This is a genomic window from Nonomuraea sp. NPDC049625 (assembly GCF_040675285.1).
In the GTDB taxonomy this organism is placed as follows: Bacteria; Actinomycetota; Actinomycetes; order Streptosporangiales; family Streptosporangiaceae; genus Nonomuraea; species Nonomuraea angiospora_A.
This window is the reverse complement of record NZ_JBFAOQ010000012.1, coordinates 310,281-333,725: the sequence shown is the minus strand read 5'-3', so window position 1 is coordinate 333,725 and position 23,445 is coordinate 310,281. Positions and strand designations below refer to the sequence as shown.

The 23,445-nt window shown below is 71.5% G+C and carries 16 protein-coding genes; 4 read left to right on the top strand and 12 right to left on the bottom strand.

Annotation, left to right across the window (positions count from 1 at the left end; translation table 11 throughout):
• Window positions 1-7: 7 nt before the first annotated feature.
• On the bottom strand, window positions 8-2,968 hold the full coding sequence (locus AB0J87_RS42130; RefSeq protein ID WP_363975756.1) for a discoidin domain-containing protein: 2,961 nt from the start codon (window positions 2,966-2,968) through the stop codon (window positions 8-10).
• A 343-nt stretch (window positions 2,969-3,311) separates the two neighbouring features.
• On the opposite strand from AB0J87_RS42130, the gene AB0J87_RS42125 reads away from it, so the two are divergent.
• The 4 genes from AB0J87_RS42125 to AB0J87_RS42110 all read left to right on the top strand — a co-directional run bounded on the left by AB0J87_RS42125 (window position 3,312) and on the right by AB0J87_RS42110 (window position 8,907).
• Window positions 3,312-4,661 carry a DUF1996 domain-containing protein gene (locus AB0J87_RS42125; protein WP_363975753.1) on the top strand — a complete coding sequence of 450 codons (1,350 nt, stop codon included), beginning with the start codon at window positions 3,312-3,314 and terminating at the stop codon, window positions 4,659-4,661.
• A gap of 90 nt (window positions 4,662-4,751) precedes the next feature.
• Complete coding sequence (locus AB0J87_RS42120; RefSeq protein WP_363975750.1) at window positions 4,752-5,366, top strand: DUF305 domain-containing protein; 615 nt, start codon at window positions 4,752-4,754, stop codon at window positions 5,364-5,366.
• The gene (locus tag AB0J87_RS42115) at window positions 5,363-7,816 is read left to right on the top strand and encodes a glycoside hydrolase family 3 C-terminal domain-containing protein (RefSeq protein WP_363975748.1); all 2,454 of its coding nucleotides are present in this window, start codon (window positions 5,363-5,365) and stop codon (window positions 7,814-7,816) included. Before AB0J87_RS42120 ends, AB0J87_RS42115 begins: the two co-directional genes overlap by 4 nt.
• Window positions 7,817-7,860: 44 nt before the next feature.
• Window positions 7,861-8,907 carry a LacI family DNA-binding transcriptional regulator gene (locus tag AB0J87_RS42110; RefSeq protein ID WP_363975745.1) on the top strand — a complete coding sequence of 349 codons (1,047 nt, stop codon included), beginning with the start codon at window positions 7,861-7,863 and terminating at the stop codon, window positions 8,905-8,907.
• 14 nt (window positions 8,908-8,921) lie between these two features.
• Here the strand turns inward: AB0J87_RS42110 and AB0J87_RS42105 are convergent, their stop codons facing one another.
• The 11 genes from AB0J87_RS42105 to AB0J87_RS42055 form a co-directional block, all read right to left on the bottom strand.
• Window positions 8,922-10,568, bottom strand: coding sequence for a beta-N-acetylhexosaminidase (locus AB0J87_RS42105; RefSeq protein ID WP_363975742.1), 1,647 nt, complete (start codon window positions 10,566-10,568; stop codon window positions 8,922-8,924).
• Window positions 10,569-10,713: 145 nt separating this feature from the next.
• Window positions 10,714-11,961: a carbohydrate-binding protein gene (locus AB0J87_RS42100; protein WP_363975740.1), complete on the bottom strand. Its 1,248-nt coding sequence runs from the start codon at window positions 11,959-11,961 to the stop codon at window positions 10,714-10,716.
• Window positions 11,962-11,974: 13 nt separating this feature from the next.
• The gene (locus AB0J87_RS42095) at window positions 11,975-12,577 is read right to left on the bottom strand and encodes a GNAT family N-acetyltransferase (RefSeq protein ID WP_363975737.1); all 603 of its coding nucleotides are present in this window, start codon (window positions 12,575-12,577) and stop codon (window positions 11,975-11,977) included.
• A 9-nt stretch (window positions 12,578-12,586) separates the two neighbouring features.
• Window positions 12,587-16,444: an alginate lyase family protein gene (locus tag AB0J87_RS42090; RefSeq protein ID WP_363975734.1), complete on the bottom strand. Its 3,858-nt coding sequence runs from the start codon at window positions 16,442-16,444 to the stop codon at window positions 12,587-12,589.
• A complete protein-coding gene (locus tag AB0J87_RS42085; protein ID WP_363975731.1) occupies window positions 16,441-17,511 on the bottom strand; it encodes a dihydrodipicolinate synthase family protein in 1,071 nt (356 codons plus the stop codon). The genes AB0J87_RS42090 and AB0J87_RS42085 overlap by 4 nt, the downstream gene beginning before the upstream one ends.
• Complete coding sequence (locus tag AB0J87_RS42080) at window positions 17,511-18,530, bottom strand: NAD-dependent epimerase/dehydratase family protein (protein WP_363975727.1); 1,020 nt, start codon at window positions 18,528-18,530, stop codon at window positions 17,511-17,513. Before AB0J87_RS42080 ends, AB0J87_RS42085 begins: the two co-directional genes overlap by 1 nt.
• Window positions 18,527-19,303, bottom strand: coding sequence for a sugar phosphate isomerase/epimerase family protein (locus AB0J87_RS42075; protein WP_363975724.1), 777 nt, complete (start codon window positions 19,301-19,303; stop codon window positions 18,527-18,529). The genes AB0J87_RS42080 and AB0J87_RS42075 overlap by 4 nt, the downstream gene beginning before the upstream one ends.
• Window positions 19,300-20,319, bottom strand: coding sequence for a Gfo/Idh/MocA family oxidoreductase (locus AB0J87_RS42070; RefSeq protein WP_363975721.1), 1,020 nt, complete (start codon window positions 20,317-20,319; stop codon window positions 19,300-19,302). The genes AB0J87_RS42075 and AB0J87_RS42070 overlap by 4 nt, the downstream gene beginning before the upstream one ends.
• Before the next feature lie 25 nt (window positions 20,320-20,344).
• Complete coding sequence (locus tag AB0J87_RS42065) at window positions 20,345-21,190, bottom strand: carbohydrate ABC transporter permease (protein WP_363975718.1); 846 nt, start codon at window positions 21,188-21,190, stop codon at window positions 20,345-20,347.
• Complete coding sequence (locus AB0J87_RS42060) at window positions 21,183-22,073, bottom strand: sugar ABC transporter permease (protein WP_363975715.1); 891 nt, start codon at window positions 22,071-22,073, stop codon at window positions 21,183-21,185. The genes AB0J87_RS42065 and AB0J87_RS42060 overlap by 8 nt, the downstream gene beginning before the upstream one ends.
• Window positions 22,074-22,107: 34 nt before the next feature.
• Window positions 22,108-23,430, bottom strand: coding sequence for a sugar ABC transporter substrate-binding protein (locus AB0J87_RS42055; protein WP_363975712.1), 1,323 nt, complete (start codon window positions 23,428-23,430; stop codon window positions 22,108-22,110).
• Between the last annotated feature and the right edge of the window lie 15 nt (window positions 23,431-23,445).

Genomic DNA, 23,445 nt, shown 5'->3' with positions numbered 1-23,445 from the left:
GGGCGCGTCAGCTGTAGACGCCGAACTCCCACAGCGAGTAGCCGTACGCGGTGCCTCGCTGGGTGAGGTTCAGCCGGACGTACCGGGCGGAGGCGTTCAGGGGGATCTGGTCGAAACCGCCGTCGCCGGTGGTGGTGCCGTAGGCGGTGGCCCAGTCGGCGCCGTCGGCCGAGGTCTGGATCTGGTAGGCCTTGCCGTAGGCGGCCTCCCAGCCGAGCTGGACCTGCTTGAGCGCGGTGACCTGGCCGAGGTCGACAGTGATCCACTGGGGATCGGCCCACTCGCTGGCCCACCTGGTGGTGAAGCTGCCGTCGGTGGCGCGATCAGGGGTGAACGGCCCGCCGTCGCCGGTCGGCTGGAAGCTGGAGGCGGTGGTGGGCTTCCCGCGTGCCACGTTCGTCCCGTCCACGACCGGCGGGACCACGCGGAACGAGCGTTGCTCGATGCCGACGCCGCCCTGGCCGTCGTAGGCGTAGACGTACACCTTCCACACGCCCAGCTGCTCGGGGGCGGTCACCGAGAACCGTCCCGGGCCGGTCTGGATGAAGGAGACGTGCCGCAGTCCCCGGTTCCCGGTGACGTGCTTGTCGCTGAACATCAGGTTGTAGCGGATCGGGTCGCCGTCGGGGTCGGTGACCGCGGCGTCCACCGTGAAGGTGCGCCCGGCGGGCACCTCGGTCTGAGAGCCGACGGTCATCGAGGTGATCCGCGGCGGGGTGTTCGCAGCGGACTGCCCGGTGTAGGCCTGCTTCAGCGCGTGGTACCCCAGCCGCCGCCACCCTCCGGTGAGGACGTTCAGCCAGACCCCGCCGAAGTCGTTCTCCAGCCCGTAGTTGAAGGCGGTCGTGCCGAGCGCCACCCCGGGATGGCCGCGGATCGCGTCCCAGCTCGCGCTGTACATGTCGCGTTTCTGCAGGTCAGTCGGCTCGGTGGGTTGCCCGTTGACGTCGTTCGCGACCTCCCACTCACCGTCCGGGCCGGACTCGGTGACGATGTACGGCTTGGTGTAGCCGCCCTTGGACCAGTCGTCCTTGACGCTCTTGAGTGCGCCGTAGGCGTTGACGGCGAGCAGGTCGAGCGCCGGGGAGTACGCCTTGTAGTACGGCCAGGCGCCGGTCCAGGCGTCGGTGGAGGTCACCGGGTGGTTCGGGTCGGCGGCGTGGACCGCCTCGGCCACCTCGTCGATGAACCTGGCGTAGGCCACCCGCCGCTGCTCGACGACGTCCGCGGGCAGCCCGTGGTCCTGCATGGTGAGGATGACCTCGTTGCCGACGTCCCACATCAGCACGCCCTGGCGGTTCTTCAGCGCGTTGACCCGGGCGACGATCTCGTTCTTCACGCTGGTCTTGTAGGCGGTGTCGTTCACGTAGTCGGCACCCTGGTTGAGCCAGTGACCGACGATGACCTTGATGCCGTGCCGGGCGGCGGTGTCGAGCAGCACGGGGGTGGCGATGTCGTCGACGCCCCAGATCCGGATCGTGTTGACGCCCATGGCGGCCAGGTCCCGCATGTACGCGTCGGCCGCTCCCTGTGGCGGGCCGTAGGTCACACCTTTGACCAGGTAGGGCGACCCGTTCACCTGCAGCTGCCAGTTGCCCTGCGAGCCGGTGACCTTCACCGTGCTCGGCCCGGCGGGAACGGGCGGGTCGGCCATGGCGGTGGGCGTCGTGCCGGACCGCCGTTCGACCACGACGCGATCCACGCTCAGCACGCCGCCGGAGGTGGTGGCGGCGACCGGCGTGGTGCGGCCCGCGATCGCGTCGGGCAGGGAGCCGCCGATCGCCAGGTCCAGGCGCAGGTAGAAGCCGTGGTGGACGGCGGCGTTCCAGGCTGCCACGCCGACCTGGCTCTGCCGCACCACCCAGGTCTGCCTGCCGTCGAGGTAGAAGCGGATCTCCTCGTCCGTCGTGGTGCGGTCGATGACCTGCGCATAGTCGTGGTAGTCGCTCTGGCAGCCGCCGCAGGTGGCGAAGCCGCTGGTGCGGCCGTCGTACTCGTTGCAGGCTCCGCCGGGGGCGGTGCCGCAGTGCAGGGTGTTGGCGAGCTGGTCGCGGCCGTTGACGTCGGTCATGATGTCGGTCTCGCCGATCGACGGCCAGTTGGTGTGGTTGCCGCGGAAGGCGGCGCCGGTCGCGCGGAAGCCCGGCCAGTAGCCGAGCGCGCCGGGGACGTCGGGCTGCTTGACGCGGGCGCTGAACCTCAGCATCTCCCCCGGCCTCGGCTCGAAGTCGGTGCGCTGCGTCTCGACCCGGCCCGAGGTCCAGGCGCCGGAGGCGTCCCTGATCGCCTTGATGTTCAGATGGCCGGAGCCGTCGAGGGACACGTTCGCCGTGGAGGCGCTCATCGTCTCGACCTCTCCGGTGCCCCACTTCGCCGGGCCGCCCGGATACTGGTTCCCGGTGCGCAGGATCCAGTCGCCGGCCGCGGGGGAAGTGCCGGCCTGGCCGGTGAAGTCGTCCTTCCACACCTCCGTCCAGTCGCCTCCCGGAGGTCCGCCGGTCTGGCCGTAGACCTGGAACTCCCACAGGGAGTAGCCGTAGCCGGTGCCGCGCGCCGTGCCGTGCATGCGCACGTACCGGCCGCTGCCGGTGACGGCGAGGGTCTGCGTGCCGCCGGTGCCGGCGGCGGTCTGGTAGACGTCGGTCCAGTTCGCGCCGTCGGGCGAGGTCTGGAGGGTGAACGCCTTGCCGTACGCGGTCTCCCAGATCAGGACGACCTTGCTGATCGTCGCCGGGGCGCCGAGGTCGACCTGCAGCCATTGGGGGTCGCTGAACGAGCTCGACCACCGGCTGGCGGTGTCGCCGTCGACGGCGTAGGCGGCGGCGTAGGCGGCCCCCTCCGACGAGGACGCCGTCGCCGGCTTCCCCTGTGACAGCAGGGTGTCGGCCGCGGAGGCGGGGCCGGGCCAGGCCAGGCCGGAAAGGAGCAGCCCCACCAGGGTGACGACGACCAGGGCCGATCGCGACAAGCCGGGACTTCGAGCTGGACGCACTGTCTCTCCTCCGAACATGGGGGGTGGTCGCCGCACCGGCGACAGAGGGAGAGCGCTCTCCGTACCGGCGAGAGTGCCCGGCAAATCGGACCCAGTCAAGGCCCATTTCCCGCGATCTGGAAATCCGCCGCTCACTCGCACGAAACATCCAATTCGAATTTACGCAGGTCATTGGCTTTGAGCGGATGCCAGTGTGTCGGCCGGGTGAACTTCTCCTTCCGGTCGGAGTCATCGCGCCTTGACAAGCGCGACCCGGCGTACGACTCTCGTTGGAGAGCGCTCTCCTTGCCGGTCCGACGGTTCCCCCCAAGGAGAGATCATGAAATCCTCCCGAAGACCCGCCAGGCTCAACCTGGCCCTGTTCGCCGGCGCGCTGGCCACGGTCGTCGCCACCGCGCTGCTCGTGATCGCGCCGGCCCGCGCGGCGGACGCCCTGCTCTCGCAAGGCCGCGTCGTCACCGCCTCCTCGGTGGAGGGAGCGGGATACGGCCCCGGAGCCGCCGTCGACGGCGACACCGCGACCCGCTGGTCCAGCCTCGCGGCCGACCCGCAGTGGCTGCAGGTCGACCTCGGCGGTCCGGCGACCATCTCCCAGGTCCTGCTGGTCTGGGAGGGCGCCTACGGCAAGGCGTTCAAGATCCAGACCTCGCCCGACGGGCAGAGCTGGAGCGATGTCTACTCCACCACGTCCGGCACCGGAGGCAGCCAGACCCTCCAGGTGTCCGGCACCGGCCGGTACGTGCGGATGTACGGCACGGCGCGCGGCACCGGCTACGGCTACTCCCTGTGGGAGTTCAAGGTGTACGGCGCCGGAGGCGACGGGACCACCCCCAGGCCGAGGCCGACCTTCACCGACCAGGTGACGCACCACGAATTCCAGGCCAACTGCTCCTGGACGGCCAACCGTCCCGACGACCCCATCGTCTACCCCGGCCTTCCCGGCGCGTCCCACATGCACACCTTCGTCGGGAACAGGACGACGAACGCCGCCAGCACGGAGACCTCGCTGCTCGCCGGCGGCACGTCCTGCACCAACCCGCACGACCGGTCCGCGTACTGGTTCCCCAGCTTCTACAAGGGCGACCAGCTGATCCAGCCGATCGGGAACCAGGTCATCTACTACAAGTCCGGGATCCTGGAGTACTGGCGGGTCCAGCCGTTCCCGCAGGGGCTGCGCTTCGTCGTGGGCAGCCCGACGGCGACGCTGGAGCAGTTCCGTGACTCCCCTGGCGCGGTCGAGGGCTTCGAGTGCGGGGACATCTCACACAGCTGGGACATCCCGCAGTCGTGCGCGGCGGGTACCCAGGTGAACGTCCGGTACCAGGCGCCGAGCTGCTGGGACGGCGTCCACCTCGACAGTGCCGACCACAAGAGCCACATGGCCTACCCGGCCGGCGGCTACTGCCCGGCCAGCCACCCGGTCGCGGTGCCGATGCTGGAGTTCAAGATCGCCTTCCCCGCCGGCGGCGACCTGTCGCAGGCGCGGCTGGCCAGCGGGCGCGGTTACACCTGGCACTACGACTTCTTCAACGCCTGGGACGACCCCGCCATCCTGGACGCGCTGGTGACGCACTGCATCAACGGCGGCCTGCAGTGCGACCCGCGGGGATACGACCAGTACAAGCCGCACCGCGGCGCCGCCCTCACCGAGAACTTCGAGCTGCCCTGACCCCCGCCCGGCTCACCCGGGGACCTGATCACCGTGCCGGGCGCCGTGACCCGGTGCCCGGCACGGCCCGACCTGATCGAGGGACTTCGCATGAGACACGGCCCCGCGGTCCTGCTCCTGGTGCTCGGGGCGGCGGTCGCCCTGGTGGGAGGCTGCCTCGCCCGTTCCGCCGGACCTGGATCACACGACCGGCATGCCTCGCATCCGCCCGCTGCCGACGCCGTCCTGCCCGCCACGGCCGCCGGATTCAACGCCACCGACACCGCCTGGCTGCAACTGATGATCGCGATGGAGGAGCGGGCGCTGCTCCTGCTCGACCTCGGTGCGGGACGCGGGGGTTCGCCCGCCGTACGAGGGCTGGCGGGCCGTCTCCGGCAGGCTCACGCAGCGGAGTTGCGACGCCTGCGGGCCGAGCTCGGCCGTACCGGACTGCCTGCGCGGAACCCGCACGAAGGGCACGACATGCCGGGCATGGCCACCCCGGACGAGCTGGCGGCGCTCGGGGCCGCCACGGGCGGCGCCTTCGACCGGCTCTTCCTGACCCGGCTGCGCGAGCACGTCGAGCAGACGGCCCTGGTGTCCCGATCGGAGCAGGTCTCCGGGGCGGACCGCGCCACCAGGGACCTCGCCGCCGCGATCGTGCGGAGCCGGACGGCCGAGCGCGACCTGCTGACCGAGATCGAGATACGAAGGGAACGTGTGTGACCGACGACGACATCGATCGCCTCGTGAGCAAGCTCGACCTGGAGCAGAAGGCGCGCCTGGTCACCGGTGCGAGCGTGTGGCGCACCGGCGCCGAGCCGGACATCGGGCTGCGGGCCATGGTGTTCTCCGACGGACCGGCCGGCGTCCGCGGGGAAGGCTGGGACGAGAGGGACACCTCCCTGACCCTGCCCTGCCCGACCGCGCTGGCCGCCACCTGGGACGAGCACCTGGTCGGCCTGCTCGGCGGGCTGCTCGCCGGCGAGGCGCGGCGCAAGGGGGTGCACGTCCTGCTCGCCCCGACGCTGAACCTGCACCGCTCGCCGCTCGCCGGCCGCCACTTCGAGTGCTACTCGGAGGACCCGGTGCTGGCCGGCCGGATCGGCGCCGCCCTCATCGGCGGAATCCAGGCGGGCGGGGTCGCGGCCACCGCCAAGCACTACGTCGCCAACGACTCCGAGACCGAACGGCTCACCCTCGACGCGCGGATCGACGAGCGGACGCTGCGCGAGCTGTACCTGGCGCCGTTCGAGACCGCGGTGGCGGCGGGCGTGTGGGTCGTCATGTCCGCCTACAACGCGGTGAACTCGATCACGATGTCGGAGAACCCGCTGCTGGCGAACCCGTTGAAGGACGAGTGGGGGTTCGACGGGGTGGTGGTGTCGGACTGGGGGGCCGTCCGCTCCACGGCTCCGGCGGGCCGGGCCGCGCAGGACCTCGCCATGCCGGGCCCCGAGGGCCCATGGGGGCCGGCGCTGGCCGCCGCCGTGCGCGACGGGCAGGTGCCCGAGGCCGCGATCGACGACAAGGTCAGGCGGCTGCTTCTGCTGGCCGCCCGGGTCGGCGCGCTCGGCCTTCCGGCGGACGACCCCTGGCCGCCGGACCTCCCGATCGGCCCGGCGTCCGGGGCTCCGGAAGGCGGGCGCGCGGCGCGGATGCTGCTGCGGCGCGCGGTCGCGGCGAGCGCGGTGCTCCTGCGCAACGAGGGAGGGCTGCTCCCCCTGGACCCCGACCGGCCGCGCCGGGTCGCGGTGCTCGGGCCGAACGCCGTCACCCCCCGGATCCAGGGCGGCGGCAGCGCGGGTGTGTACCCCCGGCGCACGGTGTCGCTCCTCGACGGCATCCGGGAAGCCCTGCCCGCCACGGTGGAGGTGGTCCACTGCCCCGGCGTCTCGCACGGCGCCCGTCCCACCCCCCTCGGCACGGCCAACGCCCGGGATCCGCGCACCGGCGAGCCCGGCCTGCTGGTCCGGCTGCTGGACGCCGCCGGCCGGGAGCTCCACGCCGAGCACCGCCTGACCGGCCACGTTCCGGAGCCGGCGCGCACGGTGCCCGCCCGCGCGGCGGTCGTCGAGATCCGCGCGCTCCTGCGCCCCGACGTCACCGGGCCGTGGGAGCTGGGCGTCGCGGGCTGGGGTCGCGTCACCCTGGAAGCCGACGGCCGCGTGCTGATCGACGAGGAGGTGGAACGCGACACCGACGACCCGGCGACCGTGCACCTCTCCCCGCCGTACCGGACGGCCCGGCTGCCGCTCGAGGCGGGCCGGGACGTCGAACTGGTGTCCCGGCGGCGTCTCGACCCCGGAAGCGGAGTGGCCTCGGCGCTGGCCGCCGGCCCGCCCCGGCCGGAGGAGACGGCCGGGCTGCGGGCCGCGGCCGACCTCGCGCGCTCCGCCGACCTCGCCGTCGTGGTGGTGGGGACCGGTCAGGACGCCGAGAGCGAGGGCGCCGACCGGACGGACCTGAACCTCCCCGGCCCCCAGGACAAGCTCGTCCGGACGGTGGCGGCGGCCAACCCGGCCACCATCGTGATCGTCAACGCCGGTGGCCCCGTCGCCCTCCCGTGGCGCGAGGAGGTGCCGGCCGTGCTGCTGAGCTGGTTCCCCGGGCAGGAGGCGGGGCACGGGCTGGCGGACGTCCTGTTCGGGCGGGCCGAGCCCGGCGGCCGCCTGCCCGTCACCTTCGCCGGCCGGTCCCTGGTCTCCACCGTTCCCGTGGACGGCACGCTCACCTACGCCGAGGGCCTGGACATCGGCTACCGTGCCTGGCTGCGCGAGGCGGAGCCTCCGGCGTACTGGTTCGGGCACGGGCTGGGCTACACCACCTGGGCGTACGAGGAGCTGTCGGTGCCCGCCGAGGCCGCCCCTGGGCTGCCGGTGACGGTCCGCGTACGGGTGCGCAACATCGGCGAGCGGCCGGGGCGCGAGGTCGTCCAGGTCTACCTGGCGCGACCGGAGACGTCCCTCGCCCGCCCGCCGCGCTGGCTGGCGGGCCACGCCACGGCCGAGGCGCGGCCCGGCGAGAGCGTCGAGGTGGACGTGCGGCTCCCCGCCCGGGCCTTCCAGCACTGGGACGCCGGGCAGGGCGCCTGGCGCACCGAACCCGGCGGCTTCACCGTCCTGGCCGGCCGCTCGTCGGCCGACCTTCCGTTGTCCGCCGCCGTATTCGGGTGAACCGCTTTGGAGAGCGCTCTCCCCTTCTCTGCTATAAAGCCCACATGACCCCTCGGCTCCCGGCATCGCAATCCCTCCCCACCCTGGAAGACGTGGCGCGCGTGGCGGGGGTCTCGCGCGCCACCGTCTCCAGGGTGATCAACGGCATCCGCAACGTCGATCCCGCGATCCAGGAGAAGGTGCGCCACGCCATCAGCGCGATCGGATACGTGCCCAACTCGGCGGCGCGGTCTCTGGTGACGAGAAGGACCGGCGCGATCGGGCTGGTCGTCTCCGGTGCCGGGGACGGCGACGACGACCAGCGCTTCACCGTCTTCACCGACCCGTTCTTCGGACGCGTGGTGGCCGGCGTCGTGAGCTTCCTGAGCACGCGCGGCGTGCATCCCACCCTGATGTTCGCCGAGACCGACCAGAGTCGCGACCAGATCGTCACCTACCTCCGGCAGGGCAACGCCGACGGGGCCGCGCTGGTGTCCACCCACGCCGAGGACCCCCTCCCCGCGCTCCTCGTCGAGGCGCGGGTGCCGACGGTGCTGTTCGCCAAACCGGCCCGGCCCATCCCCATCAGCTACGTCGACGTCGACCACCGGGCCGGGGCGAAGCTCGCCGCCGACCATCTGTGGGCACTGGGACGGCGGCGGATCGCCACGATCTCCGGCCCGCTCGACGTGCCCGCGAGCCAGGAGCGGCTGGCCGGCTTCCGCGACGCCATGGCGGCGCACGGCCACTCCTACATCCCCTGCGCCGAGGGCGGGTTCACCTACGGCAGCGGGGAGGCCGCCATGGAACGGCTCCTGGCCGAACATCCCGACCTCGACGGCCTGTTCGTGGGCAACGACCTCATGGCCCAGGGGGCCCTTCCCGCGCTGCGGCAGCACGGCCGCCGGGTTCCCGAGGACGTCGCGGTCGTGGGTTTCGACGACAGCAGCGTGGCCACCGCCTGCCGTCCGCCGCTCACCACGGTCCGCCACCCGGTGGAGGACATGGCCGCCGAGATGGCCCGCCTGCTCCTGGCCCGCATCGAGGAGCCGGGCCTTCCGCCGACCTCGGTGATCTTCGATCCGGCTCTCGTCGTCCGCCGGTCCGCCTGACCTCCGCCGCGGCCCTACGGGGTGTGTCCCGTCAACGCCTTCGCCTGGGGGTACGACCGGCCGGTGATGCGGGCGATGTGGGCGTCGCGTTCCTCCTCGGTCCTGGGGCGTCCGGCGATCCCGGGCCGTTGTTGCCACGGTTCCGGGCCCTGCGCCCGGCGGAACTCGATCCCCATGGCTTCCAGGCGCAGCAGGTGGGTTTCCATGCGCTCGCGGAAACCGGGCAGGTCACGCAGGCGGGCCGGAGTCCACAGGACTTCCGCGATCGCCGCCAGGCGGGGAAAGGCGAAATAGTCGACCACACGTCCGGAGTCCATGTACTCCGTCCAGATGTTGGCCTGGCCCCCGATCACATGGCAGGCCTCCTCGGGAGAAAGCTCCGCGGGCACGGGCTCGAAGGCGTAGACGCGGTCGAGGTCCAGGACGACGGACTGCGGTATCGGCTCGATGTCCAGGTCGGACTGCCGGTAGTCGAGATAGGCGTGGTTGTCGGGGCAGCTGATCACATCGTGTCCCCGGCGGGCCGCGACGACGGCGCCGGACATGCCGCGCCAGGACAGGAGCGTCGTCCCGGCCGGCAGGTCGCCTTCGAGCAGGTCGTCCCAGCCGAGCATGCGGCGGCCGTGCCCGGCCAGGTGGCGGCCGATGCGCCCCAGGAACCATCCCGGCAGCCGGTCCACGCTGTCGAGCCCGAGTTCGGCGGCTCTGGCCCACGAGGCGGGATCGTCGCGCAGGCGGGTCTTCGGGGCCTCGTCGCCGCCCACGCAGACATACGGCGACGGGAACAGATCGATCACCTCGTCCAGCACGTCGCAGAAGAACCTGACGGTGCGCTCCTCGGCGTTGAGCACGTGATCGTCGATGCCCCAGCGGGTCCACACCGGAAGTCGCTCCGCCCCGGCGCCCAGTTCGGGGTAGGCGGCCAGGGCGGCGCGGACATGACCGGGCATCTCGATCTCCGGCACGACGGTGATGAAACGTCCGGCGGCGTAGGCGACGATCTCGCGGATGTCGTCATGGGTGTAATAGCCGCCGTGCGGCCGGCCGTCGGTGCCCGCGTCGGGCCCGGAACCTAGCTGTGTCTCCGTACGCCACCCTCCCACCGCGGTCAGACGGGGGTAGCGGCCGATCTCCAGACGCCAGCCCTGGTCGTCGGTAAGGTGCAGGTGGAGCCGGTTGAGCCGGTGCGCCGCCATCTGGTCGATGAACCTGAGCACGCCGTGCACCGGCATGAAGTGCCGTGCGACGTCGAGCAGGACGCCGCGCCACGGAAACCGCGGCGCGTCGGTGACGGTGGTCGCGCCGATGACCCAGTCCGTGCCGGGGGTGATGGGTGAGCGGCGGTGTACGGCGGGCGGCAGCAGTTGTAGCAGCGTCTGGCAGCCGTAGAACACGCCTGCGGGGTCGCCGCCCTCGATGCGCACGTGGTCGGGGGTGACCCGCAGCCGGTAGGACTCGGGGGCGAGATCGGGATCGAGTTCCAGCCGGATCGAGCCGGACGCCGACTCGCGCAGGGGCAGCCCGGTCCCCGCGCGCAGGGCGCCCTGTAACCACGCCAGGACTCCGTGCAGGGCGTCCGGCGCCGTCAGGCCGGTTTCCGTGGTGAGGGCGAAGGCGCCGCGGGCCGGGACCACGGCGGCGGGCAAGGGGACGAGGCTCATGCGGCTTTCCTCACAGGTCGCGGGAGGGCTTGACGGCGGCGCGCGGACGACGTCGACGGTCGTGCCGGGCGCGTGGCGTGGACGGGTTGCGGCCCGGACAGGCCGCGCACCATCACGGCCTGTCCGGGTGCTCCCTCGTAGCGGTTCAGTAGAGCCGGGTGATCTTCCACCTGTTGAGGTTGAAGCCGCCCGTCACCGCGTAGACGCCGAACTGGTGTGTCCCAGCGGGCAGGTCGACTTCACGGGAGATCGTCCGGTAGCTCGACCAGCTTCCGGTGTTCGGCACATCGATGTTTCCGAGCGGGGTGGCGCCCTCGTTGAGGTCCAGCGAGATCACCCCGCCGTTGTTCGGCGAGGCGACGCGGTACTCCACCAGGTAGCGCCCGGCCGACGGGATGGTGACCCCGCCGAAGGCGATCCAGTCGGTGCTGTCGAAGGAGCCGACGTGCTGCCCGCCGCCCGTGTCGGGCGTGGGCTCGGTGATGACGCCCTTCATCGCGCTGTAGTTCTCGGCCTCGAAGGTGCGGGTGTGGCAGCCACCGGGCGCCAGCTCGCAGATGTCGGCCCGGTTGGTCGACACCTTGAGGTCGTCGTACCAGATCCAGGAGTCGTTGGCGGGCGCGAAGTCGGTGGTCGCCCCGCCGAAGAAGGAGGAGAAGTAGGCCCTGTCGATCAGGTCGCCGTTGCGCACGAAGCGAAGCCCGGTGACGGTGGCGGCCGAGACGCCGTTGTAGAAGATCTCGATCTCGCCGTCGGGGTTGGCGTTGCCGTTGGTGACGGTGTTGACCTTGAGCCTCTGGACGACGTTGAACCACTCCCCGCGCGGATAGAGGATGTCGGCGCCGTTGCGCTTGAGCACGGCGTAGTCGCCGTACTGCCCGGCGTGACCCATGTGGTAGTAGTAGATCGCCGCCTGGCCGTTGTTGCGCCGCCAGATCATGCGCGAGCTGAAGCCGTTGTAGCCGTCGCAGACCTGGCCTCCCGAGCACGCGGCGCCGCCGGCCAGACCGAGTCCCAGCTTCCCGGCGAACTCCGTGCTGCCCCAGCTGAAGTCGCTGCTGTAGCGCGCCCAGTAGGACAGGTAGTACTCACGGGCCGGGGTCAGCGCGAGCGGCGCCTGGGCGCCGGAGTCGGCCGGTCCGATCTTGCCCTTGGGGTAGAAGACGCGCAGCGACTTGCCGCCCGAGTGGTTGAAGTTGTAGCCGTCGATCCAGGTACGGGTGTCCATGCCCTCCTGCCAGGGCGCGCTCCAGCCGTCGGCCGCCCACTGGCTCAGGGTGTAGGCGGTGCCCCGTTCGGGCCGTTCGAAGGTGTTGACACGGGGTGCGGCCAGGGCGGTGCCGGGGACGAGGGCGAAGAGGGAGACGAGTGCGGTGAGGACCTTTCCTCTCATGGCTGGCTCCTGTTCAGAGATCGAGGACGAGCGTGCGTCCCCAGGGGTGACGCTCGGCTTCGGTGAAGCCGAGCGCGGCATAGAAGGCCAGGGCCCGGACGTTGGTCTCGGCGACGCCGAGGTGCAGGCCGGGCACCTGCCGTTCCCGCAACGACGCGATCAGGGCCGACATGAGGCGGTGGCCCCAGCCCGTGCCCCGCAGCCGCGCGGTGAGCTTGATGTGCGCCTGGGCCGGGTGGCTGGTGAACCAGGGCCGAGGCGTGTCCGGGTAGTCGTGGATCACATCGACGTAGCGGTGGTCGAGGGTGCCGTCGCCGGGATCGGGACGGCGGGGGTACTGCTCGCGCAGCACCGGCCACCAGTGCTCGCGGGCCCACCCGAGGAACTTCTCGGTGGACGCGGTGGCGACGACGTAGCCGCCGATCCCCTGCTCGTCGGCGACGACGGAGGCCAGGCCGGGATCGGCGACCGCGTACGGCCCCGCGTAGAGGTGACCGGGCAGGTCGGCGGCGTGGAAGCGGGGCGCCTCCGCCCGGCCCGCCCCGTCGACGAGCAGGCACACCCGGTAGATTCCGGCCAGGTCGGCAGGATGGTAGGGCCGCAGGAGCGCCGCCATCGCGAGCTCCTAGGAGACCGTGACGGCGACGGTGACCCTGTCGCCGGATCGGATGTATCTCACGGAATGTCCATTCAAAGTGACATCTCGTACACCTGGCGCGTGGACCGAGATCTCATACCGCCCGGTCGCTCCGCGCGGCACGGTCAGCCGCAGCTCGGACCCGGCGTAGGCCACCGACGCCCGCTCGATCGGCTGCGAGACCTTGACCCAGTCGACGCCGTCCACGGAGACCGCGGCGCGGCGCATCAGGTCCACGCTGACCGGTGCGCCGTTCGCGGCCCGCCTGAGCAGCGCGTAGCCGGAGTCGAAGAGCACGTCGTCGCGGAGGCCGGCGGTCAGGTCGACCCGCACGTGCCCGTCGGCGATTCGCCGGGCCTCGCTCACGGCCGGCCGGTCCGCCAGTGAGCGGGTCTCGATCAGCGTGGTGAACCGCGTCCGCGCCGTCCCCTCCCGTCTGGCCAGCAGGAACGGGATGGGCTTGCCGGTGGTGGCCTCGCCCGGCCCGCTGGTGTGCAGGACCCCGGTCGAGGTCGGCTCCAGCGACCGCAGCGAGAGCACCGCCGTGTCGGAGGTCCACTGCGCCTGCCACCGCCCGTCCGCCGCCGTGCCCTCGGCGACCCGCTTGAGCCGGTGGTAGCCGAAGTCGGTGTCGGCCGGGTCGAGCACGCAGTCGCCGCAGGGCGGCGGCGTCATGGCGGGCCCGCTCACCTCCAGCGTCCCCTGCCCGTGCCACGACTGGTCGTAGCGGTGCGCGGTGCTCCCCGAGGCGTCGAACACGTCGAGCGTGTAGCGGTCGGTCATCAGGTCCGCGCGGCGGATGGCCACGTCCCCGTCCTTGGCTCCGGCGTCGGCCACCCGCAGCCCGGGGCTGGTGCCGAAGAAGTTCAGGGAGCCGCGCATGGTGCGGTCCTGGCTTCGGCCGTCCACGACGACCGTGTTGTGCGAGACGCTCTCGCGGTACCAGTTGTTGGTCAGGTCGGCGTTGTCGGAGCCGTAGACCATGCCGAGATCGGTCGACTGCAGCCCGCCGCCGGTCACGTCGACGTGCAGCTTGTCGGCGTGGCCGTGGCTGCCGCCCGGGATGCCGTGGTCCATCCGGATCGCGTCGGCCTGGAAGGGGTCCACCGCCGAGCCGTACAGCAGGGCGACGTCGTCGAAGAACCCCACGCCCCTGTCCGAGACGAGGGACACCCGCGCCGCGACCGCCTCACGCGGAACCGGGCCGTGCACCCCGGCGGCCTTCCAGGTGCCTGCGAAGGCTGTGGAGACGGGCTCGGTGGTCGTGCCGTCCTTCTTCACGAACGACAGCTCGATCCGGCCGATCCCCTGGACCCGCGCCTTCAGCTCGACGGCGCCGACGAGGCCGCCGGTGACCGGGATGTCGCTGCTCCAGCGCCCTTGCGTGGCCGTCGCCGCCGAGCCGCCGCGATAGGCAAGCGGCGAGATCGCCGTGCGGCCCTCGCGGGCCCAGGACGTGCCGCCGTCCTCGAAGCCGCCGTCCCGGGCCAGGTCGGCCGGCCACAGGTCGAGCCGCTCGAAGCCGCCGTCGATCGCCAGCCGTACGGCACGCGCCTTGACCGGTACCTGGAGCTCCTTCTCTCCCTCGGTCGCGCTGATCTTCCTGCCCTTCCGGTCGAGGAAGGTCAGCTTGACCGATCCGCGGCCCAGGGCCGACAGCCGCAGATGTGACAGGCGAGTGCCGTCCACCGGGAAGGTCTGGGTCGCCTGGCCCGTCACTGCGCCCTTCTTCCAGGTCCCGGTCAGCGCCCAGGAGGCCGGCTTGCCCGCGTCCTCCAGTGCCGCCTCCGTGAAGTCCCCGTTGGGGACGAGGTTGGCCGGCTCGCCCCCGCGCAGCACGGTCTCGCCCAGGCCGCGGAAGGTGGTGCTGCGCTGCCGTACACCTGGGCTCTTCGGGATCTCGTCGGCGCCGTACCGCAGCGCCCACCGGTCGCCTCGCGGCTGGCCGAGATTGTGGTAGGCCAGCCCGAGCCCGGCGGCGAAGTCGGGGTCGTCGTAGGTGGCATAGGCCCATTCGGCGAACATCGTGAAGTTGGGGCCGAATCTCCGTCCCCAGGTGCCGCCGTCACCGGCCGCGGGGACGGTCAGGTCCGGATACAGGTACGGCAGGAGCGTGGTGTACATCGACTTGAAGCGCGGATCGTGCGGGTAGTCCTTCTCCCGCGCCGAGATGGCGACCTGGGTGAGCGCCTGGAGCGCGTACAGGTGGTAGCTGGCCGAGCCCTCCCACCACCAGCCGTCGCTCACGATCGCCTTGTCCAGCAGGAACTCGGTGTCCTTCAGCGCGGCATCGCGCAGTCCGGCGTCGTCGATCGCCGCGCCGACCCCGTGCACCGCCGCGGCCGTCCAGGCCTGGAAGTTGGAGGTCGCCATCGGGCTGGAGATCAGCAGCTCGGCCAGCGGGCGCAGCAGATTGCCCTCGATGTTCACCCGCTCGGCCTCGGTGAGGCCGTCGCGGATCAGGTCGTAGGCGTCGATCAGCCCGATGGCCGCGACCGCCTCGTCCAGCGACTGGTAGTGGATGCGCCCGTAGAGCGGGTTGAGCGGCACGGACAGGAACCGGTCGGCGTAGTAGAGCAGGATGTCACGCGCTTTGGCCGCGTACTGCTCACCGCCGGTCACCCGGTAGGCGAGCGCCAGGTCGGAAGCGCCCTGCGCGGCGTTGTTGTGCCAGATCTCCACCCATGCGCTGTCGTACGGCTCGCCGCTGTAGGTCTTGCCGTCGAGCGGGCACCGATGGCTCGTGGGGCTGTCGTAGTCGAAGGTCAGCATGGTGTTGGTGCCGGGGCATTTGAAGTTGCCGCTCCAGCCGCCGTGGAAGACGGTCTTGTCCAGCGGCCTGCCCAGCCAGGCGTCGGCCTCCGCCTTGACGGTGGTGTCGAAGGCCTTGGCCGCCCACGGCCGCCCCGCGATGCGCTCGCGCAGGGGGTCCAGCTCCGCGGGCGTCGCGTAGACCCGAGGTTCGCCGCCCTTGGCGGTGGCCTCCTCCACCGTGAGCGTGGCCCGCTGTGCCGATGCCGCGTCACCACTGGGCGTGGCGGTCAGTACGGCGGAGCCCGGAACGGTCACCGTGACCAGGGTGGACTCCCCCGGCTTCAGTGGCGCGGTCACCGCCGGGCTCACCGTGCCGCGGTCCACCGCGAGCCGCAGGGTGTCGGCCACGGCGCGCCGGTTGGTGACCGTGACCAGGAACGTGGCGTCGCTGCCCGGCGCGGCCTTCTTGGTGGCGCGTTCGGGATAGAGCCAGGCCGACCCCGGCGTCACCCGCACGTCGTCCACCCACATGGTGCCCGTGGAGGTCTGCACGGTGTTGATGATCTGGACCCGCGTGGTCAGCGGCGGCACCTTGAAGGTGCCCTCCACGGCGCTCCAGTCCCTGGTGCCGGTGAGGATGCCGCCGAGCAGGCCGGAGCCGGTGTAGACGGTGGTCCCCGCGCTGTCGACGTAGCTGAAGTTGAGCGAGACGCGGGCCGCGCCGGGGAAGTCGGTGTAGTCGGCCAGGGTGATCGCGTCGAGCTTCACCTTGGCGGAGATGTGCACGATCGGGGTGGTCGTCTGGTTGAGCGGGACGGTGACGTACCCGCCGATCTTCTTGGTCGGCGAGCCGTCGATCCGCATCGACCGGCCGCCCTCCGCGGCCACCGTGGTGTCGATGGCGTAGGTGGAGCTCTGCCACGGCGTGCACCAGGCGGGTGCCGGGCAGGCTTCGGTGGAGGGCGTGGTCGTCTCGAACCCGGGGTTCGGCACCAGGTTGGGCCCGTCGGCGGCGGCGGCGGTGGCGGGCATCGCCTGGAGCGGTGTCGAGGCCACGATCAGCGCCGCCAGTAAGGCGGTGATCTTCTTCATGCCGCCTCCAGCCACGCGTCGCGATGCCGGGCGACGAACTCGTCGTCCACCAGCTCGGGGTAGGCGGCGATGACGCGGTCGAGCTCCTCGGCCTGGCCGGGCGACAGGCCCTCGGCCGGGTCGAGCAGCCGTACCTCGGCCAGCAGGCCCTGGCGGCGCAGCACCTCGTGCACTCCGGCGATGCAGCCCGCGAACCCGTGCGCCACGTCGAAGACCGCGCCGTTGGCGTCGGTGAGCCGCGCGGCGAGCGTGAGCAGCCCGGCGTCCACCTGTCCGCTCCTGACCGCCTCGTGGGCGCGGTGCAGCAGCTCCACGGCCCGGTGGGTCCACACCGCCGTCTGGCCGAGCAGTCCGCCGACGATGCGCTTGACGACCGGCTTGCCTTCCACCTCCACCGAGAACTCGGTGAGCAGGTCGACCAGGATGTTGTCGTCGTTACCGGTGTACAGGGCGATCTCCTCGGCCCGGCCGGACTCACAGACCGCCCGGACCACGTCGATCGTGCGGTAGCGGTCGAACGGCGCGATCTTCACCGCACGTAGCGCCGGGAGCTGGGCCGCCCGGCGCCAGAAGTCCACGCCGAGGACGCGGCCGCCCACGGCCGGCTGCAGGTAGAACCCGCAGAGCGGCAGCACCTCGCCGATCTCGGCCAGGTGGGCGACGAGCTCGCGATCGGGCAGGTGGTCCAGGCCGCGCAGGATGACCATGGCCAGGTCGTAGCCCAGGGAGGCGGCCAGCTCGGCCTCGCGGACGGCCTCGGCCGTACCGCCTGCCACGCCCGCGACCAGCACCGGGGCCGGGCCGCTCGCCCGGGTGCCGGCCGTGGCGGCTTCGTCCGCGGCCAGCCGCAACACCGGCTCCAGCAGACCCGCCGTACGGATGCCGAACTGGGTGGTGTGAACGCCTACGGCGAGGCCACCCGCTCCGGCGTCGAGGTAGTACCGGGTCAACGCTCGCTGGCGGCGCTCGTCGAGCGTGCCGTCGGCGGCGATGACGAGGGGGTGCGCGGGGATGATGACGCCTTCCAGCAGGGTGCGTGCTGCGGAGGGCGCCAGGATGGCTGGCATCAGAAGCGTCCTTCTCGTTCTTGGAAGTGGGTGGCCTTGCCGTGCACCGCTCCCCCGGAGGCCACCCAGCGGGCGGTGGCGTCGAGCAGGCGCATCAGCGGGACGGTCGGGTAGCCGAACAGGGCGTGCGAGCGTGCGGCGTTGGAGAGCAGGGCCGTCGGCTCCTCGCCACCGGTGAAGCGCGGCGTGACCCCGAGTCGGGCGGCCAGCTGTCCGGCCAGCCAGCGGACCGACGCGGTCTCGGGTCCGGCCATGTTGAGGATCAGCGGTGGGGTGGCGCAGTGCTCGAAGAGGCGCAGCGTCATGGCGTTGACGTCGCCCTGCCAGATGACGTTGACGCTGCCCGTCGCCAGGTCGATCGACTCGCCCCGGTGGACGGCCTGCGCCAGTTCGAGCAGGACGCCGTAGCGCATCTCGACGGCGTAGTTGAGGCGGACGATGGCGGCCGGGGTGCCCTGGACGCGCGAGAAGTGCTCGATGATGCGTTCGCGGCCGAGGCAGGACTGCGCGTATTCACCGGCCGGGCTCGAAGGGGTGTCCTCGTCGGCTCCGCCGCCGGCCACCGGGACGAGGGGGTAGACGTTCCCGGTGGAGAAGGCGACGACGCGGGATCCCGGGAAGCGCTGCATGACGCGTCCCGGCAGGTAGGTGTTGAGCGCCCACGTGCCGTGTTCGGAGCCGTGCGTGCCGAACTTGCGTCCGGCCAGGTAGACGACGCGCTCGGCCTCGGGCAGGCGGGCCAGGTCGGCGTCGTCGAGCAGGTCGGCCCGGACGATCTCCACTCCGGCCTGCTTCATGAACGCCTCGTCCTCGCCGGAGAGGGTGCGCGCGACGGCGATCACCCGGGCGGTGGAACGGCGGGCGTCGAGGGCCCGGCGGGCCATCACCGCGAGGCCGGGGCCGATCTTGCCTCCGGCGCCCAGCAGCATCAGGTCGCCCGCGGTGCGGGCGAGGCCGTCGGCCACGGCCTCGGACGGTGTGGAGAGCGCTTCGAGCGGATCGTTCAGGTTCTCGATCATCGGATGTCCTCCGACATCAGCGAGCGGAAGACGGACAGGGCCTCATGCAAAGGCGCGGCCTGCGGGTACCAGGCGGCCTCCCACTCCAGGCAGGTCCAGCCGCCGTAGCCGAGACGGGTCAGTTCCCCGGCGAACGCGTCGAGGGGCACGGCTCCGGCGCCCGGCAGCACGGGCGCGAGGTCGGTGGTGGAGGTGACGTCCTTCACCTGTACGTGGGCCAGCCAGGGGCGCAGCGCCTCGGCCGTGACGGCCGGGGGCTCACCCGCACGCCACGGGTTGACGACGTCCCAGAGGGCTCCGACGTGCGGGGAGCCGACCTGGGAGAGCACGTCGGCGACGGCGCGTCCGGTGAGGAAGGCGTCATGCGTTTCGAGCAGGATCCGCACCCCGGACCGTGCGGCGCTCCCGGCCTCGGCCCGCAGGGTCGTGACGGCGCGGCCCGCCACCCCGGGGTCGTCCGGGTCTCCTCCGAAGACCCGTACGAACGACGCGCCGGCCAGCCGCGCGAGCTCCAGATGCCGGGCGAGCGCGGCCCCCTCGCCCGGCATCCCGACCTGCACGTAGGAGGCGAGGCAGATGATCTCGATGCCCGCTTCCGCGAACCGGGTCCCGACTGTCCGGGCCTCGGCGTCGGTGGCCGTGGGCGGCAGGATCTCGCCGGTGGCACACCGGAGCTCGATGCCTTCGCAGCCGTGCTCGCGTGCCAGCTCGATCACCTGCTCGACCGGCGCGCCGGGGCAGCCGAGGGTGCTGAAGGCCAGGCGGCCGCTCATGCCGGGTTCTTCAGCAAGGCGGAACCGACCGTTTCTGGGCGATCGCGGACGGCCGACTCGTAGATCGTCAGGACCGCGGCCACGACGGACCGGCCGTAGTCACCCCCGACCAGCGGCGGGCGGCCCGTCGTGCAGGCGTCGGCGAAGTCGGCGAGTTGCTCGGTGAAGGCCGCCTCCGGGTGGTCCCCGCCCGGCGTGATCTGCCGTTCGGCACCGCCGTCGCTGACGAAGGTGCCCTCGGTGGCCGACCAGCGCAGCGAGCCCCGTTCGCAGATCACGAGCGTCTCGTCGGTGTAGGGCAGGCCGGCGCTGGTGAACAGGAAGTTCGCCTTGACGCCGCTCGACAGGCCGATGACGCCGACCGCGTCGGTCTCGATGTCCAGGCCGCGCCGCCGCCACAGGTGGGCGTGGACCGACTCGATCTCGCCGGCGCCGAGCCACTGGATGCGGTCGAGACCATGGGTGCCGACGTTCATCACGATGCCGCCGCCGGCCGCGACCGGGTCGAAGAACCAGTCGGGACGCGAGCCACGCTCGTAATGGGCCGTTCTGCGGTGGCTGATCGCGTGGACCGGGCCGAGCTCACCGGAGGCCAGGAGCGCCGCGACCTGACGGGCGTGGGCGCTGAAGCGCAGCACGTGCCCGACGGCGAGCGTCACCCCCGCGGCCTCGCAGGCTTCTATCATCGCGGTGCAGTCGGCGACCGTGGTGGCCATCGGCTTCTCCACCAGGACGTGCACACCCGCGCCGGCCGCGTCCACGGTCATCTCGGCGTGCAGGTTGTGCGGCGAGGTGATGATCACGCCGTCCAGCCGCTCGCGGGCGAGCATCTCCCGGTGCGAGGTGTAGGCGGTGGCGCCCGCCTCCTCGGCCGCGCGCCGCGCGGCGTCGGCGCGGATGTCGCAGACCGCGCCGACCGTGACCTGGGGCAGGTTCCGCGCGGCCCGCAGGTGCAGGTCGCCGACGATGCCGGTGCCGATGAGGCCGAGCCGGAACGAGGGCTCGTTGGTAAGCACAAACAACTCCTTGGCTTGGGAGAGGTCAGCCCTTGAGGCCGGAGGCCGCCGCGCCGCGCACGAAGTAGCGCTGGGCGACGATGAAGACCACGAGGATCGGGACGAGCGACATCAGGGCTCCGGCGGTCACCAGTTGGTCGTTGCCGACGAACTGACCGCGCAGGCCCATCACCCCGATGGGGAGGGTCAGCTTCTCCGGGGAGATCAGGTAGACCGTCGGTTCGAGGACCGCGCCCCAGGACGTCATGAAGGTGAAGACGGCGAGCGTCGCCAGGGACGGCTTGACCAGCGGCAGGTGGATCCGCGTGAAGATCTTCCAGAGGCCGGCACCGTCGAGGGCGGCGGCCTCCATGAAGTCGGCGGGGATGGCCAGGAACGCCTGGCGCATCAGGAAGATCCCGAAGGGGGTGGCGAGCCAGAACGGGACGATCAGCGGCAGGAAGGTGTCCAGCCAGCCGAATTCGCGGAACATGATGAACGTCGGGATGATCGTCACCACCGTCGGCAGCATGAGCGTGGCGAGCGCGGCGGTCAGCAGGGCGTCGCGCAGCGGCAGGCGCATGCGGGCCATCGCGTGCCCGACCATCGCGCTGCTGATCACGGCCCCGGCCGTCGCCAGTCCCGCGATGACGAAGCTGTTGATCGCGTACGACGCGAATGGGGCCCGGGCCCACACGTCGGTGTAGTTCGACCAGACCGGCGGGTCGGGCAGCAGCGTCGGCGGGATGGCGATGAAGTCGGCGTAGGACTTGAGCGAGTTGAACAGGGACGTCACGAACGGCAGCAGCATGATCGCGGCGCCGGAGACGACGAACACGTAGGCCAGCAGGCGGCCGGGCCGCACCCGGCGTTTGAGAGCGCGGCTAGGCATAATGCACCCACTTCCGCTGCAGCCAGAGCTGGACGAGGGTGAGGACGAGGGTGATGCCGAACAGCACCCAGGCGACCGCGGCCGCATAGCCCATCTGGAAGTACTCGAAGCCCTGCCGGTACATGTACAGGACGGTCACCTCGCTGGCATCGCCCGGCCCGCCGCCCGTCATGACGTAGACCTGCTCGAAGGCCTGAAGGACCGAGATCGTCGACAGCACCAGGACCAGGAACGTCGTCCCGGACACGGCCGGCACGGTGATGTGCAGGAAGCGGCGGACGGGCCCGGCGCCGTCCATCTCGGCGGCCTCGTACAGCGACTTCGGAATGGACTGCAACCCGGCCAGGAAGAGCACCATCATGTAGCCGACGCCCTTCCAGACCGCCACCAGGGCGAGGGTCGGGATGACCAGCGCGGGGCTGTCGAGCCAGTTCTGCGGGTCGACGCCGAACCAGCCGAGGACGGTGTTGGCCGAACCGGTGCGCGGGTTGAACACCGCGTCGGCGACGTAGGCGATGACCACCCAGGACGAGACGACCGGGACGAAATAGGCGCCGCGCAGCAACGGCATGAACGTCAACCGCTGGTTGAGGCCGGCGGCCAGGACCAGCGCCAGGACCGTCTGCGCCGGCACGTACAGGAGGGCGAACAGGCCCGTGTTGAGCAGGCTGTTCCAGAAGTACTCGTCCTTCAGCAGCCTGGCGTAGTTGTCCAGGCCGATCCAGTTCGGCGGGGAGACGGTGTCGTAGTCGGTGAAGCTGAGATAGCTCAGGGCCAGCACGGGCCAGGCCGTGAGCAGGACGAGGTGGGCCAGGTAGGGGGAGGCGAACAGGCTCGCCCACAACCTCTCGGCGACCTTTCCGGATCCGGTCGTGATCGTCACTTCTCGCCCCCTTCCCGTTCCTTGACGTGCCGGGTCATCCGGCCGGCTTGAACCGGTCGACGACAGCCTGGGCGTCGGTCTGCGCGGTCTTCAGCGCGTCCTCGATCCCGGTCTGCTTCGACAGCGCGCTGGTGACCTGTTTGGTGATCGCGGCGGTGTACTCGCTCCACACCGGGCTCAGGCCGATGTCATCGGCGTCCGCGAGGGCGTCGGTGAAGGGCTTGCGGTCGGTGGGAGGCGTGCCGGGGTTGAGGAACGCCGGGGTCTGCGCGACCTTCTTGTTGATCGGGATGGCCTCGCCGGTGGACATCCACGCGGCCTGCGGCCCCTCGCCGGCGAAGAACTTGATCCACTTCCAGGCGGCCGCGGCCTTGGGCTCGGACGAGGCGCGGTTGACCACCCAGGAGTTGATGTTGGCGAGGTCGCCGCGCTGCCCGTTCGGCCCCTTCGGCAGCGGTACGACCCCCATGTCGATCTTGCCCTGGGCCGCGGTCTGGATCCGGGCGTAGATGCCGAACTGCATCGCCACGATGCCGCTCGGGAACAGGATCTGGGACTTGCCCAGGGCCTCGGTGGTCACCGGGTCGGGGGCGACTTTCTCCTCATGCATCGCCCTGTTCATCCAGGTGAGGGCGTCGCGGCTCTGCGGGCTGTCGATCGCGATCCTCCCGTCGTCGGCGAGGACGTCACCGCCGAAGGCCTTGACCATCGGCCACCAGCTCTCCACGAAACTGGGCGAGTAGGCGCGGAAGCCGTAGATGTCGGTCTTGCCGTCGCCGTTGGTGTCCTGGGTGAGCTTCTTGGCCGCGGCGAGGAGGTCGTCGTAGGTCCAGTCCGCGGTCGGCGGCTCCACCCCGGCCTTGGCGAAGATCGCCTTGTTGTAGAACAGCGCGGTGGACTGGGCGCCCTGCGGGAAGCCGAACAGCCGTCCCCGCGGGTCGCCCTTCTTGATGATGTCGATGCCGTAGTAGTCGGCGGGGTTGATGTCGGAGGCGTACGCGGTGAGGTCGCGCAGGCTGTTGCGGCCGCTGAACTCCTGGACGAGGACGCCGTCGGACAGCCATACGTCGGGTGCCTGGCCGCCGGCGAGCTGGGTGCGCAGGCGCTTGTAGAACTGGTCGTAGTCGGCGGACTCGATCTTCACCTCGATGCCGGGGTTGGCCTTGGTGAACTGGTCGACCAGCTTGCGCATCAGGCCGTCCGCGGGGCCGCCGACTTCGGCGTAGTAGCCCAGCGTCAGGGCGACCTTGCCGCCGGCCGTCTCGTCGCCGCCTCCGCCGCAGGCCGCGGTTGTGGTCAGGGTCAGGATCAGGGCCGTCCCGAGCGCGGCGATTTTGGAACGTTCTCTTTCAGGCATGGGGGTACCTGCTCT

Coding starts and splice junctions, on each gene's coding strand:
- AB0J87_RS42080 (WP_363975727.1), bottom strand. CDS start 18,530: ATGATCGAGAACCTGAACGATCCGCTCGAAGCGCTCTCCACACCGTCC.
- AB0J87_RS42085 (WP_363975731.1), bottom strand. CDS start 17,511: ATGCCAGCCATCCTGGCGCCCTCCGCAGCACGCACCCTGCTGGAAGGC.
- AB0J87_RS42100 (WP_363975740.1), bottom strand. CDS start 11,961: ATGAGAGGAAAGGTCCTCACCGCACTCGTCTCCCTCTTCGCCCTCGTC.
- AB0J87_RS42095 (WP_363975737.1), bottom strand. CDS start 12,577: ATGGCGGCGCTCCTGCGGCCCTACCATCCTGCCGACCTGGCCGGAATC.
- AB0J87_RS42120 (WP_363975750.1), top strand. CDS start 4,752: ATGAGACACGGCCCCGCGGTCCTGCTCCTGGTGCTCGGGGCGGCGGTC.
- AB0J87_RS42110 (WP_363975745.1), top strand. CDS start 7,861: ATGACCCCTCGGCTCCCGGCATCGCAATCCCTCCCCACCCTGGAAGAC.
- AB0J87_RS42055 (WP_363975712.1), bottom strand. CDS start 23,430: ATGCCTGAAAGAGAACGTTCCAAAATCGCCGCGCTCGGGACGGCCCTG.
- AB0J87_RS42125 (WP_363975753.1), top strand. CDS start 3,312: ATGAAATCCTCCCGAAGACCCGCCAGGCTCAACCTGGCCCTGTTCGCC.
- AB0J87_RS42105 (WP_363975742.1), bottom strand. CDS start 10,568: ATGAGCCTCGTCCCCTTGCCCGCCGCCGTGGTCCCGGCCCGCGGCGCC.
- AB0J87_RS42090 (WP_363975734.1), bottom strand. CDS start 16,444: ATGAAGAAGATCACCGCCTTACTGGCGGCGCTGATCGTGGCCTCGACA.
- AB0J87_RS42075 (WP_363975724.1), bottom strand. CDS start 19,303: ATGAGCGGCCGCCTGGCCTTCAGCACCCTCGGCTGCCCCGGCGCGCCG.
- AB0J87_RS42065 (WP_363975718.1), bottom strand. CDS start 21,190: ATGCCTAGCCGCGCTCTCAAACGCCGGGTGCGGCCCGGCCGCCTGCTG.